A 14111-nucleotide genomic window follows, 5' to 3' on the forward strand; every position below is an offset into this window, starting at 1 on the left:
CGATTCGCCCATTCGCAGTCATCGTTGACTCGAATTTGGGTAATAGTTAACGGTGCAACGCGTTGACTTGCGTTGTTTGTGCAGATTGACACGTGCTGTTTGAGACAATACATATAACTGTAAATGTTGCTTATATTCTTCATGTCAAACACGCATCGCTCACTTTTTGGTACCAGAAAAAACACCGCAAGCGCCTTGTTGGCGGTTGTGGCTTTGATGGCTGCACCCTTGGCTCAAGCCTACAACCCAGCCGACCCACTGGGTTTGTCGAGTGGCTTGAATTTGCTGGCATTTGACAATTTAACCGCTTCCGGCTCAGACGTTGAAGGACGTGTGGCGGTCGGTGCAAACGCCATTCTTTCCAGCTATTCCATCAACACCAAAGGTTTTGGCGCACTTTACAGCGGCAACGGTTTGGTGGTGGGTGGCAACCTGAGTTTTGGCAATGGATCCTTGTGGGGCAACACCCTTGTGGGTGGCAACCTGACGCTCGGCGGTGGCAATGCGTTTGAGAATGTCAGCGTGGGCGGCAACTTGAATGCCAACGGCAACTGGATCAATGCCAACAGCATCAGCTACGCCGGCCAACTGAGCCAAGTCAACCCCTATCAAAACCCGGCACCCGTGCAAGTAGCGCCAGGCAGCGTGCAAACCGGCATCGACTTTCAGGCTGAACGCGTGCGCACCACCAGCTTGTCTCAGACCTTTGACACTTTATCCAACACCGGCAGCGTGGCCAATGTGTATGGCACGTTGACGCTCAACGCCAACCACAACAGCTTGGCTGTGTTTGACCTCAACAGCACCCAACTCAATGGCAACGTCAGTCTGGCCAATCTGGCAGCAGACACCACGGTGTTGATCAACGTTCACGGCCAAAGTGTTGACTTTGGCAACCATGGGTATGACAACTTTGCCAGTGGTCGGGTGTTGTTTAACCTGCCAGAGGCCACGCAAGTCACTTTTGCAGGGGGCATCACGGCTTCATTTTTGGCACCTCTTGCCAGCTTCAATTCGTCCAATGGAGTGATCAATGGGCAAGTAATCGTGGCCAATTGGTCGGGTTCCACACAAGTCAACGATGCCGCATTCGCCGGCGCCATAGCCGCCGTGCCTGAGCCTGAAACCTATGCCATGCTGCTGGCTGGCTTGGGCACGATTGGCATGGTGGCCAAACGTCGCAAGAAAACGGCTTGAACTGCGCGGCGCGTGCACCAAGGCTCCTTTGGGAGCCTTTTTTCATGGGGTCAAGGCGGGGTCCCCGGCGTACAGCCAAGGCATGTCCAACAAACTTTCCCCAAGCCATTTCATGGCGGTGTTTCGCCCCCAACGCATCAACCCCGTGGCATGAAAAATTTGACCATTGCGGATGGCGCGCGCTTGCACCCGTGCATTGCGTTGCCAGCGCATTTGCGCATAGTGCTGTAACTGCGCAGCAACATCTTGCCCACCCGCTGTAGCTGACGACAAAGCCATGGCCAGCGCGGCTGCATCTTCAATCGCCATGCCTGCCCCTTGCGCCAAATAAGGCACCATAGGGTGGGCAGCGTCACCCAGCAAAGCCACCCTGCCCAAGGCCAGCTCATGTGCGCCGCGCATGGGCGGGCGAATACTTAAGGGCCACAGCCGCCACTGCCCCATGGCGGCAATCAACGCTTGCAAGGGGGCAGCGGTATGCACCATGTGGCGCTGCAAGTCTTGCACATTGGCACTGTGATCCCAGTGCGACATGTCACCTTGCACCCGGCCATGCACAATGGCCACCACATTGAGCCACTCGCCACCTCTGACCGGGTACTGCACCACATGCAGCCGCGGTCCAAGCCAGACGGTGATTTGATCGGTGCGCAAGGGTGCTGGCAAATCACTTTGTTTGACCATGGCGCGGTAGGCCAAATGCCCTGTCGGCATCGGTGTGCCGTCAGCCCAGACCAGCTTGCGCACCGTGCTCCAGCCCCCATCAGCCCCCAGCAACAGGTCACAGTCATCTTGCATACCGTTGGCGTAGCTAACCTTCACAGCAGCATCAGTGGCCGCTACCTCCACCAAAGCAGCACCAAAATGAAGCGAGACATGCGGCAAAGATTGCACCGCTTTGAGCAGCACAGCGTGCAAATCGGCACGGTGAATCGTCACATAAGGCGCGCCGTAGCGCTGCTCAAACGTCTGCCCCAAACGCAAACTGCCGAGTTGAGCCCCCGACATGGCGCAGCGCACTTGCAACTGCTGCGGAAAAGCCGCCACCTGACGCAGCGCCGCTTGCAAGCCCCAGGCGTGCAACAGTTTGACCACGTTGGGCCCGAGTTGAACACCCGCCCCCACCTCTGTCACCACCGCACTGCGCTCAAACACACTCACCGTATGCGAGGTTTGCGCACAGGCCAAAGCGGCGGCCAGACCACCAATACCGCCACCCGCAATGTGTAACGTGCTCATGTCGACCTCGTTTCCCCAAAAATTCAGGCGATTTTTACCCTGCAGTCAGTGTTTAAGCTGACAACACTGCCACAGCGCAGCAGCTTCCCTTATTGCAGTTGCAACCAGGCTTTCTCCAGCCGCTTCACGCTCACAGGCTGCGGTGTGCGCAGTTCTTGGGCAAAGAAACTCACACGCAATTCCTCCAGCAGCCAGCGAAATTCTTGTTGGCGCGCATCCATCACGCCCTTGCGCTCGGCCACCAAGCGCCAATAACGCTGCTCCAGTGGCAACAATTCCTTCAAGCGGGCGCTGTCTCGCGCGGGGTCGGCTCGAACCTTCTCCAGCCGGGCAGTGATGGCTTTCAAGTAGCGGGGAAAGTGCTGCAACATCGGCCACGGTGTCACGCTCAAAAACCGTTTGGGCATCAACCTAGCCAACTGCTGGGCGGCGTCTGCGCTGGCCTCTGGGGCATGTTTGCTGTCTTTGATCTTGCGGGCAGCCACCGCGTAGTCGGCCAACACTGTGGCCGACAAGCGAGCCACTTCAGTACAAATCAGCGTCAGCCGCCCACGCCCCTCTTCCACACGCTTCTTGAACGCAAATTCATCGGTAGGCAGCGGGTTGAGTAAAAAAGCTCGATCCAGTGCCACGCTGATGATCTGTTCGCGCAGCTCTTCCAGCGTGCCACCCGTGCCCGAGCCATCGGGGTTTTTACCTACCTGCATGTAGGTCACGGCCATCTTTTGCAGGTCCGGCACATTTTTTTCAAGGTATTTGAGCGCGTCTTTCAGCTGCAGTGCAAACAGGCGGCGCAAGCCGGCGCGGTGTTTGGCAGCGGCCACATCGGGCTCGTCAAACACCTCGATGGTGACCGCATCACCGCAATCCATCAGCGCTGGGTAGCCAATCAGTGTCTGGCCGCCTTTTTGAATTTCCAGCAGCTCGGGCAGCTCGCCAAACGTCCAGGCGGTGTGTTTAATCCCGGCGGGGTTGGATTTGGAAGGCACTTTAATTGCTTCACTTTGAATAGCTACCCGCGCTTGTTTGACGGGCGCTAGAGCACTATTTTTCATATGAACATCGGCACCACCCGGGGTGGCCGCACCCTGCCCTAGCTTCAATGCAGCCAACGCTTGAAACGCGCCACGGGCTTGCCCACCCAGTTCAGCCTTCAAGGCGCCCAGGTTGCGCCCCTGCCCCAACTGGCGGCCGTGTTCGTCCACCACCCGAAAGTTCATGAAGAAATGAGGGCTGAGCATGTCGACCTTGATGTCAGCCCGCACCACATCCACAGCTGTTGCCAAGCGCACCAGTTTCAACACTGCCTCAATCAGCGAGCTGTGGCCAAACAGCGCTGGCTCGTTGAGTTGCTCAGCCATCTTGCGTGCCGACTCGGGCAGTGGCACCAAGCGTGAGCGCGGGCGCTGGTGCAAGGTCTTGAGCAGCGCCTGGATTTTGTCTTTGAGCATGCCGGGCACCAGCCATTCACAGCGCTCGTCATTGACCTGATTCAGCACAAAAATCGGCACGGTCACCGTCAAGCCGTCTTTGGCGTCGCCCGGTTCATGCAAGTAGGTGGCTGCGCAGTCCACTCCCCCTAAGCGCACGGTTTTAGGAAAGGCCTGGCTGGTGATGCCCGCAGCTTCGTGACGCATCAGCTCCTCACGGGTCAAACACAACAGCTTGGGGTTGATGCGCAAGGCCTCCCGGTACCAGGCCTCAAAGGTAAAGCCGCTGCACACATCGGCAGGCAACTGTTGGTCGTAAAACGCGTAGATCAGCTCGTCGTCCACCAGCACATCTTGGCGGCGGGCTTTGTGCTCCAGGTCTTCCACCTGTTGAATGAGCTTTTGGTTGGCGGCCAAAAACGGCAGCTTGGTGTCCCACTGGCCCCCTACCAGCGCTTCGCGGATGAAGATTTCGCGCGCGCCAGGCAAGTCCACCCGGCTGTAGTTGACACGTCGGCCGCTGTAGATGACTAGCCCATAGAGCGTGGCACGCTCCAGCGCGTTGACCTCGGCCACCTTTTTTTCCCAATGCGGGTCAAGCAACTGCTTCTTCAACAGGTGTGCACCCACCTGCTCCAGCCACTGCGGCTCGATGGCGGCAATGCCACGGCCAAACAGGCGCGTGGTTTCCACCAGCTCAGCTGCCACAATCCAACGTCCCGGTTTTTTCACCAGGTGTGCGCCGGGGTGCGGGTAAAACTTGATGCTGCGCGCGCCCAAATACTCGCCATTGGCACCATCCGTTTCGAGCTTGCAGCCAATGTTGCCCAACAAGCCCGCCAGCATGGACAGGTGCAATTGCTCATAGCTGGCGGGCTTGGTGTTGAGCCGCCATTTGTGCTCAGCCACCACGGTGTGGAGCTGGCTGTAGATGTCGCGCCACTCACGCACACGGCGCATGCTGACAAAGTTTTGCCGCAACAGCTGCTCGTATTGGCGGTTGCTGAGCTTGTGGGTTGTGGTGTGCGCTGGGAGCTGGGGTGGCCGGGCGCTCTGCTCCATCTGCCCCGTCTGCCCCGCCCGCTTTGCGGGCTCCTCCTTAGACGTAGCAGAACGCCCGGCCACCCCAACGCCCGAGACAGCGGCTGACGACACACCACGCGCATCATGAATCCACTTCCAGAGCTTGAGGTAACCCGTGAACTCGCTTTTTTCGTCATCAAACTTTTTGTGCGCGGTGTCGGCTTGCTGCTGCGCCTCCATGGGACGGTCTCGCACGTCTTGCACGCTCAGGGCGCTGGCAATCACCAGCACCTCGTCCAGCGCTTCACGCGATCGGGCTTCCAGAATCATGCGTCCTACGCGCGGATCCAGCGGCAGTTTGGCCAACTCTTGACCCATGGGAGTGAGCTCATTGGCATCGTCCACCGCGCCGAGTTCATTGAGCAATTGGTAGCCGTCGGCAATGGCACGGCCTGAAGGTGCTTCAAGAAACGGAAAGTCTTCGACGCTGCCTAAATGCAGCGACTTCATGCGCAAAATCACCCCAGCCAAGCTGGAGCGCAAAATTTCAGGATCAGTGAACCGGGGGCGACCTGCAAAATCTTTTTCGTCATACAGCCGGATGCAAATGCCGTTGGCCACCCGGCCACAGCGCCCGGCACGCTGGTTGGCCGCTGCCTGGCTGACGGGCTCAACCAGCAGCTGCTCCACCTTGCTTCTGAAACTGTAGCGCTTCATGCGCGCTGTACCTGCGTCAACCACGTATTTGATGCCTGGCACAGTGAGCGAGGTTTCTGCCACATTGGTGGCCAGCACAATGCGCCGACCGTTGTGGCTGTCAAAAATGCGGTCTTGCTCGGCTTGGCTCAGGCGGGCAAACAGCGGCAACACTTCGGCGTTGCGAAACACCGCGCTGTGGCTCAGGTGGCCGCGCAAGTGGTCAGCCGCCTCGCGGATTTCGCGCTCGCCAGGCAAAAACACCAGAATGTCGCCACTGTGGTGCACGTCGCGCCACAGCTCGTCCACCGCATCTGCCATGGCGTTGTTGATGTCGTAGTCACGCGCTTCTTCAAACGGGCGGTAACGTTGCTCCACAGGGAACATGCGGCCAGACACCATGATGATGGGCGCGGAGCCATTGCGAGATGCAAAATGATCAGCAAAGCGTTGCGCATCAATCGTGGCACTGGTCACCACCACCTTCAAGTCGGGTCGCCGTGGCAAGATTTGCTTCAAATAGCCTAGCAAAAAGTCGATGTTCAGACTGCGCTCGTGCGCCTCGTCGATGATGATCGTGTCGTAGGCTTTGAGCAGTGGGTCGGTCTGTGTTTCGGCCAGCAAAATGCCGTCGGTCATGAGCTTGACCGAGGCGTCTTTGCTCAGGCGGTCTTGAAAGCGCACCTTGAAGCCAACCACCTCGCCCAGCGGCGTGTGCAACTCTTCGGCAATGCGCTTGGCCACGCTGCTGGCCGCAATCCGGCGCGGCTGGGTGTGGCCAATGAGTTTGCCGCGCGGTGCAGGGCGGCCGTCAGGCAAAGTCTTGGGGTAGTTGCATAACCCACGCCCCAAAGCCAATGCAATTTTGGGCAGCTGGGTGGTTTTGCCTGAGCCGGTTTCACCACACACGATGATGACCTGGTGCGCCTGCATGGCGGCCATGATTTCTTCGCGGCGGGCACTGACAGGCAGGTCTTCAGGAAAGTCGATGTGGAAAGGTACAGCCATGGGGTGACCATTATCGAGGCTGCGTCTGGGGTCGCGAGCGTTCAGAACATCGTGGTACAAAATCAGTCACAACGCAACCCTTGCTGCACGGCGCGCTTGACAAACGCCTGTGTCTGCTGCTGTGTCAACGTGGCAGGGCGCAATGCACTGGTGGCCAGCGCGACCTTGGCACGCAACTCCGGCTCAGTGATGGTGCGCAGCACGTAACTGGCCGGGCGAGGCGCGTTGCGCACCGCATTGCGCGACAACACCGCACAGCCCACGCCTTCGGCCACCAAGTCCAGAATGGCCGACACCCCGTCAATCTCCAGCGCAATGTTCAGCCGTTTGCCAATATTGGCTGCTTCGTTTTCCAGCTGCATGCGAAACGCATTGGGTCGACTGGGGATCACCAGTGGCAACTTGGTGACTTCAGCCAAGGTGATTGAGCCAGTGGGTAGGTCTTGCGGAGCTACCGCCGGGCGGTGCTGAACCAGCACCAGGTCTTCTTCGTGTAACACACTGATATCGAGCTCCGTGCTGGGCTGCGCGTTGTACAACAGTGCAATGTCCAGCCGCCCAGCCAGCAGCGCATCTTGCAGCGCGGCCGACAAGCCTTCGGTAATGGAGATGGTGGCATCGGGCAATTCGGCGCGGAAGGTGCGCGTCAGCGGCACAGTCAGCACCCGCGCCAGGCTGGTAGGCAAGCCCACGACCACTCTGCCCGCAAGTGAGCCCCGCACACGCCCGAGCTCTTCGCGCGCGCGCTCCACTTGGTGCAAGATGCCGCGTCCATGTGCCAGCAACAGCTTGCCGGCCTCGGTGGGCAGCGCACCCCGGCCGTTGCGCGTCAGCAGCGTTTGACGCAATTCCACCTCCAGCAGGCGCACTTGGCGACTCAGGGCGGGTTGGGCAATGTCCAGCGCTACCGCCGCGCGGGTAAAGCTGCCAAGCTCGGCCACACGCACAAAATATTCCAGTTGTTTCAGATCCATGGTGGGCTTTCGTTGATGGTCAATTGTCAGGACAAATCACAGGGCTGACCCGCGACAACTGGGGCTGTGTCACCCATGACTTGCAGTGAAATTTGGCCCAAACCCGATCGCAGCCAGCGATGAGAAGGATCATCTTGATAGCGTTTGTGCCACACCATGTACATGGGCATCTTGGGACATGGCATGGGGGTGTTGGCCTGGCTCAAGTCTTTGAAGAGGTGCTGATGCAGCAAACTGGGCGCAGTGGCCAGCAGCTGAGTGCCGCGCACAAAAGCAGGCAGTGCCGCCAGGCCTGGTACCAGCACCTGGAAGTTACGCGCTATGCCCTGGCTGCTGAGCCACTGATCCAGATCCAGCGGGCGGCGCGGCTCGTACAGCACAGTGATGTGCTGGGCTGCAAGATACTCTGCCAATGAACGTGGCGCGTCGCGCTGGCTGGCATCAAAGTACACGCAGTAATCATCTTCAAACAGACGCTTTTGCATCACATCGCCGCCGTCTGGTGGCCGCGGGCTGATGACCAGTTGGCAGTGCTCCTGGCGCAGCATGTCCAGGCTGGGAATGTTGGACGCAATGACCCGCAGCACCACCCCGGGCGCCTGCCTGCGCAGCCAGGCCATGAGCGGGGGCAACAGCACCTCGCGTTGAAAGTCGTTGGCTGCAATGGTGAAGGTGCAGCGCCAGCGAGCCGGGTCAAACTCGCCACAGGTGGCAAACCCTTCCAGCGCAGTCAGCAGTTCGCGGGCTTTGTGCACCAATTGTTCGGCGTGTGCAGTGGCCACGATGCCCCGCCCCGACTTCACAAACAGCGGGTTGCCAGTGATCACACGCAGCTTGTCCAGCACATGACTCACCGCTGACTGCGTCACACCCAGGCGTTGCGCTGCACCGGTGATGGTGCCTTCTTCGACCACCGCCACCAGGAGTTGCAGCAAATGGCCGTCCAAATCAGCGTAGTTCCAATCACGTTTGGTGGGGGCGGTAAATTGATCTAATTTATTCATGTTTCTTATGTGAATACATCTGTTTATTTTATGAACGATGCTCGCCATACTTCACCCCGTTCATGTCAACAACAGGAGATTTTTCGTGGCTACCCACACACCTTTACCCCCCATACCGGGCACTCATCCGTTTGATGGCGAACTGGCGCGACGCGGTTATGCACTCAACAAAATGTGTTTTTCATTCAATTCAGCAGACCACCGTGCTGAATTCCAGAAAGACGAAGATGCCTACATGCGCAAATTCAACCTGACTGAAGTGCAGGCGGCAGCCATTCGCGCCAAAAACGTGCTGCAACTGCTTGATGCCGGAGGCAACGCCTATTACCTGGCCAAGTTCGCCGGTATTTTTGGGTTAGATATGCAAGACATTGGTGCCCAGCAAACCGGCATGACCAAAGACGAGTTCAAAGCCATGCTGGTTGCAGCGGGCCAATAAAGGAGACACACATGGCAACATTGATCGGTGGGTTGGGCACTTCACATGTGCCTGCCATAGGCGGCGCGATTCACAAGGGACTGCAGCAAGAACCCTATTGGAAGCCTTTTTTTGACGGCTACCCACCCGTGCAGACTTGGCTGCAAGAGAAAAGGCCCGACGTGGTGGTGATGTTTTACAACGACCACGGACTGAATTTTTTTCTGGACAAGATGCCCACGTTTGCGGTGGGTGCGGCTGCGCAATACAACAACGCTGACGAAGGCTGGGGTATACCCACACTGCCACCGTTCCAGGGTGAGGTAGATTTGTCGTGGCACCTCATCAACCACCTGGTTCAGCAAAACTTTGACATCACCACCTGTCAGGAAATGCTGGTCGACCACGCCTGCACCCTGCCGCTCAAACTGTTCTGGCCACAGGGCGATTGCCCGGTGACGGTGGTGCCAATCTGCATCAACACCGTACAGTTTCCGCTACCCCACGCACGTCGTGTGTACGCCCTGGGTCGCGCGGTGGGTGAGGCCATCGCCAGCTGGGGTAGCAACAAAAAGGTGGCAGTGATTGCGTCGGGTGGCCTCAGCCACCAGCTTGAAGGCGAGCGCGCCGGGTTTCTGAACAAGGCTTTTGACCTCCAATTCATGGAAAGCCTGGTCAGCAACCCTGAGTGGGCCACGCAGTACACCAACCACGAGCTGGTGGCCAAAGCCGGCAGCCAGGGCATTGAGCTGCTGATGTGGCTGGCTATGCGCGCCAGCTTGGTCGCGGGCGACGGCTTCGGTGTGCGCAAGGTGCACAGCCACTATCACATCCCCATCTCCAACACGGCTGCAGGTTTGATTGCACTTGAAAAAGTGTTTTGACTCGTTCAAGCGCAGCCACGCACACGCAGCGATAAGCGGTGTGCGTTGGATGCTCTCTGCGCCCGGCCGGTAAACACCCATAGCTAGGGTTAACCATAGCTCACTCGAATCTATGCTGATTTGCTATAACTGCTAGTGGTGCTGCTGGCTTTTGCCGGGCTCAAGATCAGGCCAGAATCCGCCCCATGCAAACAGCCATTCCTTGTTATTTCATGCGCGGCGGCACCTCACGCGGGCCGTTTTTTCTGGCCAGTGACTTGCCCACTGACACGGCTACCCGTGACCGTGTGTTGCTGGCCGTGATGGGCTCGCCGGATCGTCGCCAGATTGACGGCTTGGGGGGGGCGCACCCTCTGACCAGCAAGGTTGGCATTGTCAGCACCAGCCAGACACCCGGCGTGGCGCTGGATTTTTTGTTTGCCCAGCTCCAGCCGGAAAAAGACACGGTAGACACCACGCCCAATTGCGGCAACATGCTGGCTGCCGTGCTACCCTTTGCCATCGAGCGCGGCTTGGTGGCGGTGCAGGGCGACACCACCACAGCGCGGGTGCTCACCCGCAACACCGACATGCAGTGCGACATCACAGTCGTGACGCGTGGGGGACAGGTGAATTACACCGGCGATGCGCGCATTGACGGTGTGCCCGGCACGGCCGCACCGGTGACCATCAATTTCCTCGACACAGCAGGCTCGATCTGTGCGGGCTTGTTGCCCACGGGCCAGGTGCGTGACCGCATCACCGTGGCAAGTGACGGTTTTGAAGCCTTCACGCTGGATGTGACCTGCATTGACAACGGCATGCCGCTGGTGCTGTTCAAGGCCTCTGACGTGGGTCGCACAGGTTATGAAAGCGTGGCTGAACTCAATGCAGACGATGACCTGAAGCGCCGGCTGGAAGCGCTGCGCTTGCAGATTTCCCTCAAGATGGGTCTGGGCGATGTCAGTCAGAAAAACTACCCTAAGATGACCTTGATTGCGCCACCGCGTGCGGGCGGCAGCCTGTGCACGCGCAGTTTTATTCCGCATGTCTGCCATGACGCCATTGGTGTGCTGGCCGCGGTTACCGTCGGCACGGCGTGTGTGCTGAAAACCTCGGTCTGCGACGGTGTGGCGGTCATGCCGTCCGGTAGTGAGCCCACGGTATCGGTTGAGCACCCCACCGGCGAATTCAGTGTGGCCCTGGGTCTGGACGCACAGGATGCGCAAAAAGTGACCAAAGCGGCTTTGCTGCGCACGGCCCGGCTGGTCATGCGCGGCGAGGTCATGGTGCCGGCCGCCGTTTGGCCCGGGCCGATACACGCTGCTTGAAGCACCCGCCACCCTCCCATTTGGATGACACGAACTTTATTTTTACAACAGGAGACACCATGAAAACTTCCCTGAAATCCATCGCTGCCCTCTCGGTGTTGGCCGGTGCTGCGCTGGCTGCATCCGCGCAAACCGTCACCCTCAAGGTGCATCACTTTTTGCCTGCCGGCTCGGCCGCGCAAAAGATGTTCATCCAGCCCTGGTGCGACAAGATTGCGCTGGAATCCGGCGACAAAATGAAATGCCAGATTTACCCGTCCATGCAGCTCGGTGGTACGCCGCCCCAGTTGTTTGACCAGGTCAAAGATGGTGTGGTCGATGTGACCTGGGTGCTGCCAGGCTACATGGCGGGACGTTTCCCCTTATCTGAAGTGTTCGAGCTGCCCTTCATGATGCAAAGCCCCGAAGGCACCAGCAAGGCGCTGTGGGATTTTGTTCAGACCCATCCGAACGTCGCCGCCGAGTTCAAAGATGTCAAGCTGCTGGCGCTACATGTGCATGGCGACGGTGTGTTCCACATGACCAAGCAGCCCATCAAAACCATGGCTGACCTCAAGGGTTTGAAAGTGCGTGCCCCCACGCGCCAGACCAACAAGTTGCTGGCCGCTCTGGGCGCCACACCGGTGGCCATGCCCGTGCCAGCGGTGAGCGAGGCGCTGGCCAAGTCGGTGATTGACGGCGCCCTGGTGCCCTACGAAGTGGTGCCCTCGGTCAAGATTCAGGAGCTGGTCAAGTTCCATTCAGAAACCGACCCCACAGAACCCGCCATTTACACCTCGACCTTCATGTTTGCCATGAACAAGGCCAAATACGAGAGTTTGCCGCCTGACCTGAAAAAGGTCATCGACAACAACAGCGGGCTGGCCTTGTCGGGTCAGATTGGCAAGACGTTTCTGGCGGCTGATGGCATTGGCAAAAAGCTCACCGAGAAAAACACCCACAACGTGATTCCTGCCGCAGAACTGCAAAGCTGGAAGAAGGCCGGCGAGCAAGTCTCCGCAGACTGGGTGGCGGCGGTCACTGCCAAAGGCGCCAACGGCCAGGCGTTGCTGGAAAACGCACGCGCCCTGATCGCCAAATACGCGGTCAAGTAAGCAGCGATGCCGTCCGACCTGTGTGGCATGTGTCACACAGGTACCCCCCAAAAAAATCAATGATTTGATCCGCCCCATGCGGACGGCGTCAGAGGAGAAGTGTTGATGCAAGAGCCCATTCCCGGTGCCCCGCCAGGCGCCACATCGCTCGCATTTGGTCGCATGGGGCAGCTGTTGTTTCGTGCCTCCAAGGTGTCAGCCATCGGTGGCGGCGTGACGTTTGTGGCCATCGTGCTCATGAGCATCGTCAGCATTGTGGGGCGCAAGCTCTTTTCAGCGCCGGTGCCGGGTGACGTGGAGGTGTTGCAAATGGCGGCGGCCTTTGCCTCGGCCAGTTTTTTTGCCTATTGCCACCTCAATGGCGGCGATGTCAAGGTGGACTTCTTCACGGCAAAGGCCAGCCCGGCCACGGTGCACCGGCTAGACGCTTTTGGCTCCCTGTTTGTGGGCTTGTTTGGCGCGGTGATCACCTGGCGTGCCGCCGTGGGCGCGTTGGCGATCAAAGAGGCCGGTGAAACCAGCATGATTCTGGGTTGGCCAGTGTGGATGGCCCAGATGCTCATGGTGCCCGGCTTTTTGCTGCTGGCACTGGCCGGTTTTTACATGGTGGGTTTGCACTGGCGTCTGAGCCATAGCGCCGATGCCAGCCACAACGGAGTGGCTGCATGAGTGGCATTGCAATTGGCGGCATTATTTTTGCCTGCCTGATGGTGTTGCTGGTGGTGCGGGTTCCCATCGGCATTGCCATGTTCACCATGGGGGCTGCGGGTTATTTTTACCTGACTGGTGGCGAAGCGCTGCCGATTCTCAACTTCCTGAAAAACCTGGCCTACGCCCGCCTGTCGAACTACGACATTGTGGTGATTCCGCTGTTTTTGCTGATGGGGCAGTTTGCCACCCACGGCGGTTTGAGTTCGGCGCTGTTCAAATTTGTGGAAGCGTTCATGGGCCACATGAAAGGCGGTGTAGCCATGGCCTCCATTGGCGCTTGCGCCGGTTTTGGTGCGATTTGTGGCTCGTCGCTGGCCACTGCGGCCACCATGGGCCAGGTGGCTTTGCCTGAACTCAAGCGTTTTGGTTACTCAGGCTCACTGGCCACGGGCGCACTGGCGGCGGGTGGCACGCTGGGCATCATGATTCCGCCCTCCGTCCCACTGGTGATTTATGCCATCCTGACCCAGGAGTCGATTGGCAAGCTCTTTATGGCGGCGGTGCTACCGGGCGTGATTGCCATGCTGGGCTACATGCTGGTCATCAAGATCATCGTGACGATGAACCCGAATGCCGGTCCGGCGGGCCCACGTGCCAGCTGGGCCAAGCGCCTGAAAGCCCTGCTGCAAGTGGCACCGGTGTTGCTGGTGTTCGTGGTGGTGATTGTGGGTATTTACGGCGGCTGGGCCAACCCCACTGAGGCGGCTGCCATTGGTGCGGCGGCATGCGGCGTGTTGGCGGTGGTGTCGGGCGGCATGCGCACCCGGGGCTTGATTGACAGCGCACTGGGCACGGCGCAGGCCACCGCCATGATCTTTCTGGTGCTGCTGGGCGCTGACATGCTCAACACCGCGCTGGCTTTGTCGCAAATGCCGGTGGAGCTGGCCACCTGGGTGCAGGCCAACCACTTGAGCCCGCTGCTGGTGATGGTGGCCATTTTGCTGATCTACATCTTTCTGGGCTGCGTCATGGACAGCCTGGCGATGATTTTGCTGACCATCCCGATTTTTTACCTACGATGGCCTCGCCGGTGTTGAGGCCGATGCGCATGGCCAGCGGCGGCAGCTTCATTCCGGCGAAGCGTTGATTGAGGCCCTCCAAAGCGGCCCGCTGACGCAACGCC

11 protein-coding genes are annotated in these 14111 nt (G+C 59.0%); 7 read left to right on the forward strand and 4 right to left on the reverse strand.

The window, feature by feature from the left end:
• Nucleotides 1-141: 141 nt before the first annotated feature.
• Nucleotides 142-1197, forward strand: a complete 1056-nt coding sequence (locus PHT20_RS07310) for an FxDxF family PEP-CTERM protein (RefSeq protein WP_301020001.1) — start codon at nt 142-144, stop codon at nt 1195-1197.
• A gap of 42 nt (nt 1198-1239) precedes the next feature.
• On the opposite strand, the gene PHT20_RS07315 is transcribed toward PHT20_RS07310, so the two are convergent.
• The 4 genes from PHT20_RS07315 to PHT20_RS07330 all read right to left on the reverse strand — a co-directional run bounded on the left by PHT20_RS07315 (nt 1240) and on the right by PHT20_RS07330 (nt 8571).
• Nucleotides 1240-2436, reverse strand: coding sequence for an FAD-dependent monooxygenase (locus PHT20_RS07315; protein ID WP_301020002.1), 1197 nt, complete (start codon nt 2434-2436; stop codon nt 1240-1242).
• A gap of 89 nt (nt 2437-2525) precedes the next feature.
• The gene (gene hrpA / locus PHT20_RS07320; protein ID WP_301020003.1) at nt 2526-6593 is read right to left on the reverse strand and encodes an ATP-dependent RNA helicase HrpA; all 4068 of its coding nucleotides are present in this window, start codon (nt 6591-6593) and stop codon (nt 2526-2528) included.
• A gap of 62 nt (nt 6594-6655) precedes the next feature.
• Complete coding sequence (locus PHT20_RS07325; RefSeq protein WP_301020004.1) at nt 6656-7567, reverse strand: LysR substrate-binding domain-containing protein; 912 nt, start codon at nt 7565-7567, stop codon at nt 6656-6658.
• 26 nt (nt 7568-7593) lie between these two features.
• The gene (locus tag PHT20_RS07330; protein ID WP_301020005.1) at nt 7594-8571 is read right to left on the reverse strand and encodes a LysR family transcriptional regulator; all 978 of its coding nucleotides are present in this window, start codon (nt 8569-8571) and stop codon (nt 7594-7596) included.
• 85 nt (nt 8572-8656) lie between these two features.
• Here PHT20_RS07330 and PHT20_RS07335 point away from each other — a divergent pair, with 85 nt between their 5' ends.
• The 6 genes from PHT20_RS07335 to PHT20_RS07360 all read left to right on the forward strand — a co-directional run bounded on the left by PHT20_RS07335 (nt 8657) and on the right by PHT20_RS07360 (nt 14025).
• Entirely contained in the window at nt 8657-9010 is a 354-nt protein-coding gene (locus tag PHT20_RS07335; protein ID WP_301020006.1) for a protocatechuate 4,5-dioxygenase subunit alpha, read from the forward strand.
• A gap of 11 nt (nt 9011-9021) precedes the next feature.
• On the forward strand, nt 9022-9873 hold the full coding sequence (locus PHT20_RS07340) for a class III extradiol dioxygenase family protein (protein WP_301020007.1): 852 nt from the start codon (nt 9022-9024) through the stop codon (nt 9871-9873).
• A gap of 185 nt (nt 9874-10058) precedes the next feature.
• Nucleotides 10059-11183 (forward strand): 4-oxalomesaconate tautomerase, encoded by a 1125-nt coding sequence (locus PHT20_RS07345; protein WP_301020008.1) that lies wholly within the window; start codon nt 10059-10061, stop codon nt 11181-11183.
• A 59-nt stretch (nt 11184-11242) separates the two neighbouring features.
• Nucleotides 11243-12277: a TRAP transporter substrate-binding protein gene (locus PHT20_RS07350; RefSeq protein WP_301020009.1), complete on the forward strand. Its 1035-nt coding sequence runs from the start codon at nt 11243-11245 to the stop codon at nt 12275-12277.
• A gap of 105 nt (nt 12278-12382) precedes the next feature.
• Nucleotides 12383-12946 carry a TRAP transporter small permease gene (locus PHT20_RS07355; RefSeq protein ID WP_301020010.1) on the forward strand — a complete coding sequence of 188 codons (564 nt, stop codon included), beginning with the start codon at nt 12383-12385 and terminating at the stop codon, nt 12944-12946.
• On the forward strand, nt 12943-14025 hold the full coding sequence (locus PHT20_RS07360) for a TRAP transporter large permease (RefSeq protein WP_301020011.1): 1083 nt from the start codon (nt 12943-12945) through the stop codon (nt 14023-14025). Before PHT20_RS07355 ends, PHT20_RS07360 begins: the two co-directional genes overlap by 4 nt.
• Nucleotides 14026-14111: the final 86 nt, after the last annotated feature.

The organism is Rhodoferax sp., from assembly GCF_028715765.1.
Classification (GTDB): Bacteria; Pseudomonadota; Gammaproteobacteria; order Burkholderiales; family Burkholderiaceae_C; genus Rhodoferax.

Bases quoted from the DNA above. Each gene is read 5' to 3' on its own strand.
- PHT20_RS07310 (WP_301020001.1), top strand. From the start codon at position 142: ATGTCAAACACGCATCGCTCACTTTTTGGTACCAGAAAAAACACCGCA.
- PHT20_RS07315 (WP_301020002.1), bottom strand. From the start codon at position 2,436: ATGAGCACGTTACACATTGCGGGTGGCGGTATTGGTGGTCTGGCCGCC.
- hrpA (WP_301020003.1), bottom strand. From the start codon at position 6,593: ATGGCTGTACCTTTCCACATCGACTTTCCTGAAGACCTGCCTGTCAGT.
- PHT20_RS07325 (WP_301020004.1), bottom strand. From the start codon at position 7,567: ATGGATCTGAAACAACTGGAATATTTTGTGCGTGTGGCCGAGCTTGGC.
- PHT20_RS07330 (WP_301020005.1), bottom strand. From the start codon at position 8,571: ATGAATAAATTAGATCAATTTACCGCCCCCACCAAACGTGATTGGAAC.
- PHT20_RS07340 (WP_301020007.1), top strand. From the start codon at position 9,022: ATGGCAACATTGATCGGTGGGTTGGGCACTTCACATGTGCCTGCCATA.
- PHT20_RS07345 (WP_301020008.1), top strand. From the start codon at position 10,059: ATGCAAACAGCCATTCCTTGTTATTTCATGCGCGGCGGCACCTCACGC.
- PHT20_RS07350 (WP_301020009.1), top strand. From the start codon at position 11,243: ATGAAAACTTCCCTGAAATCCATCGCTGCCCTCTCGGTGTTGGCCGGT.
- PHT20_RS07355 (WP_301020010.1), top strand. From the start codon at position 12,383: ATGCAAGAGCCCATTCCCGGTGCCCCGCCAGGCGCCACATCGCTCGCA.
- PHT20_RS07360 (WP_301020011.1), top strand. From the start codon at position 12,943: ATGAGTGGCATTGCAATTGGCGGCATTATTTTTGCCTGCCTGATGGTG.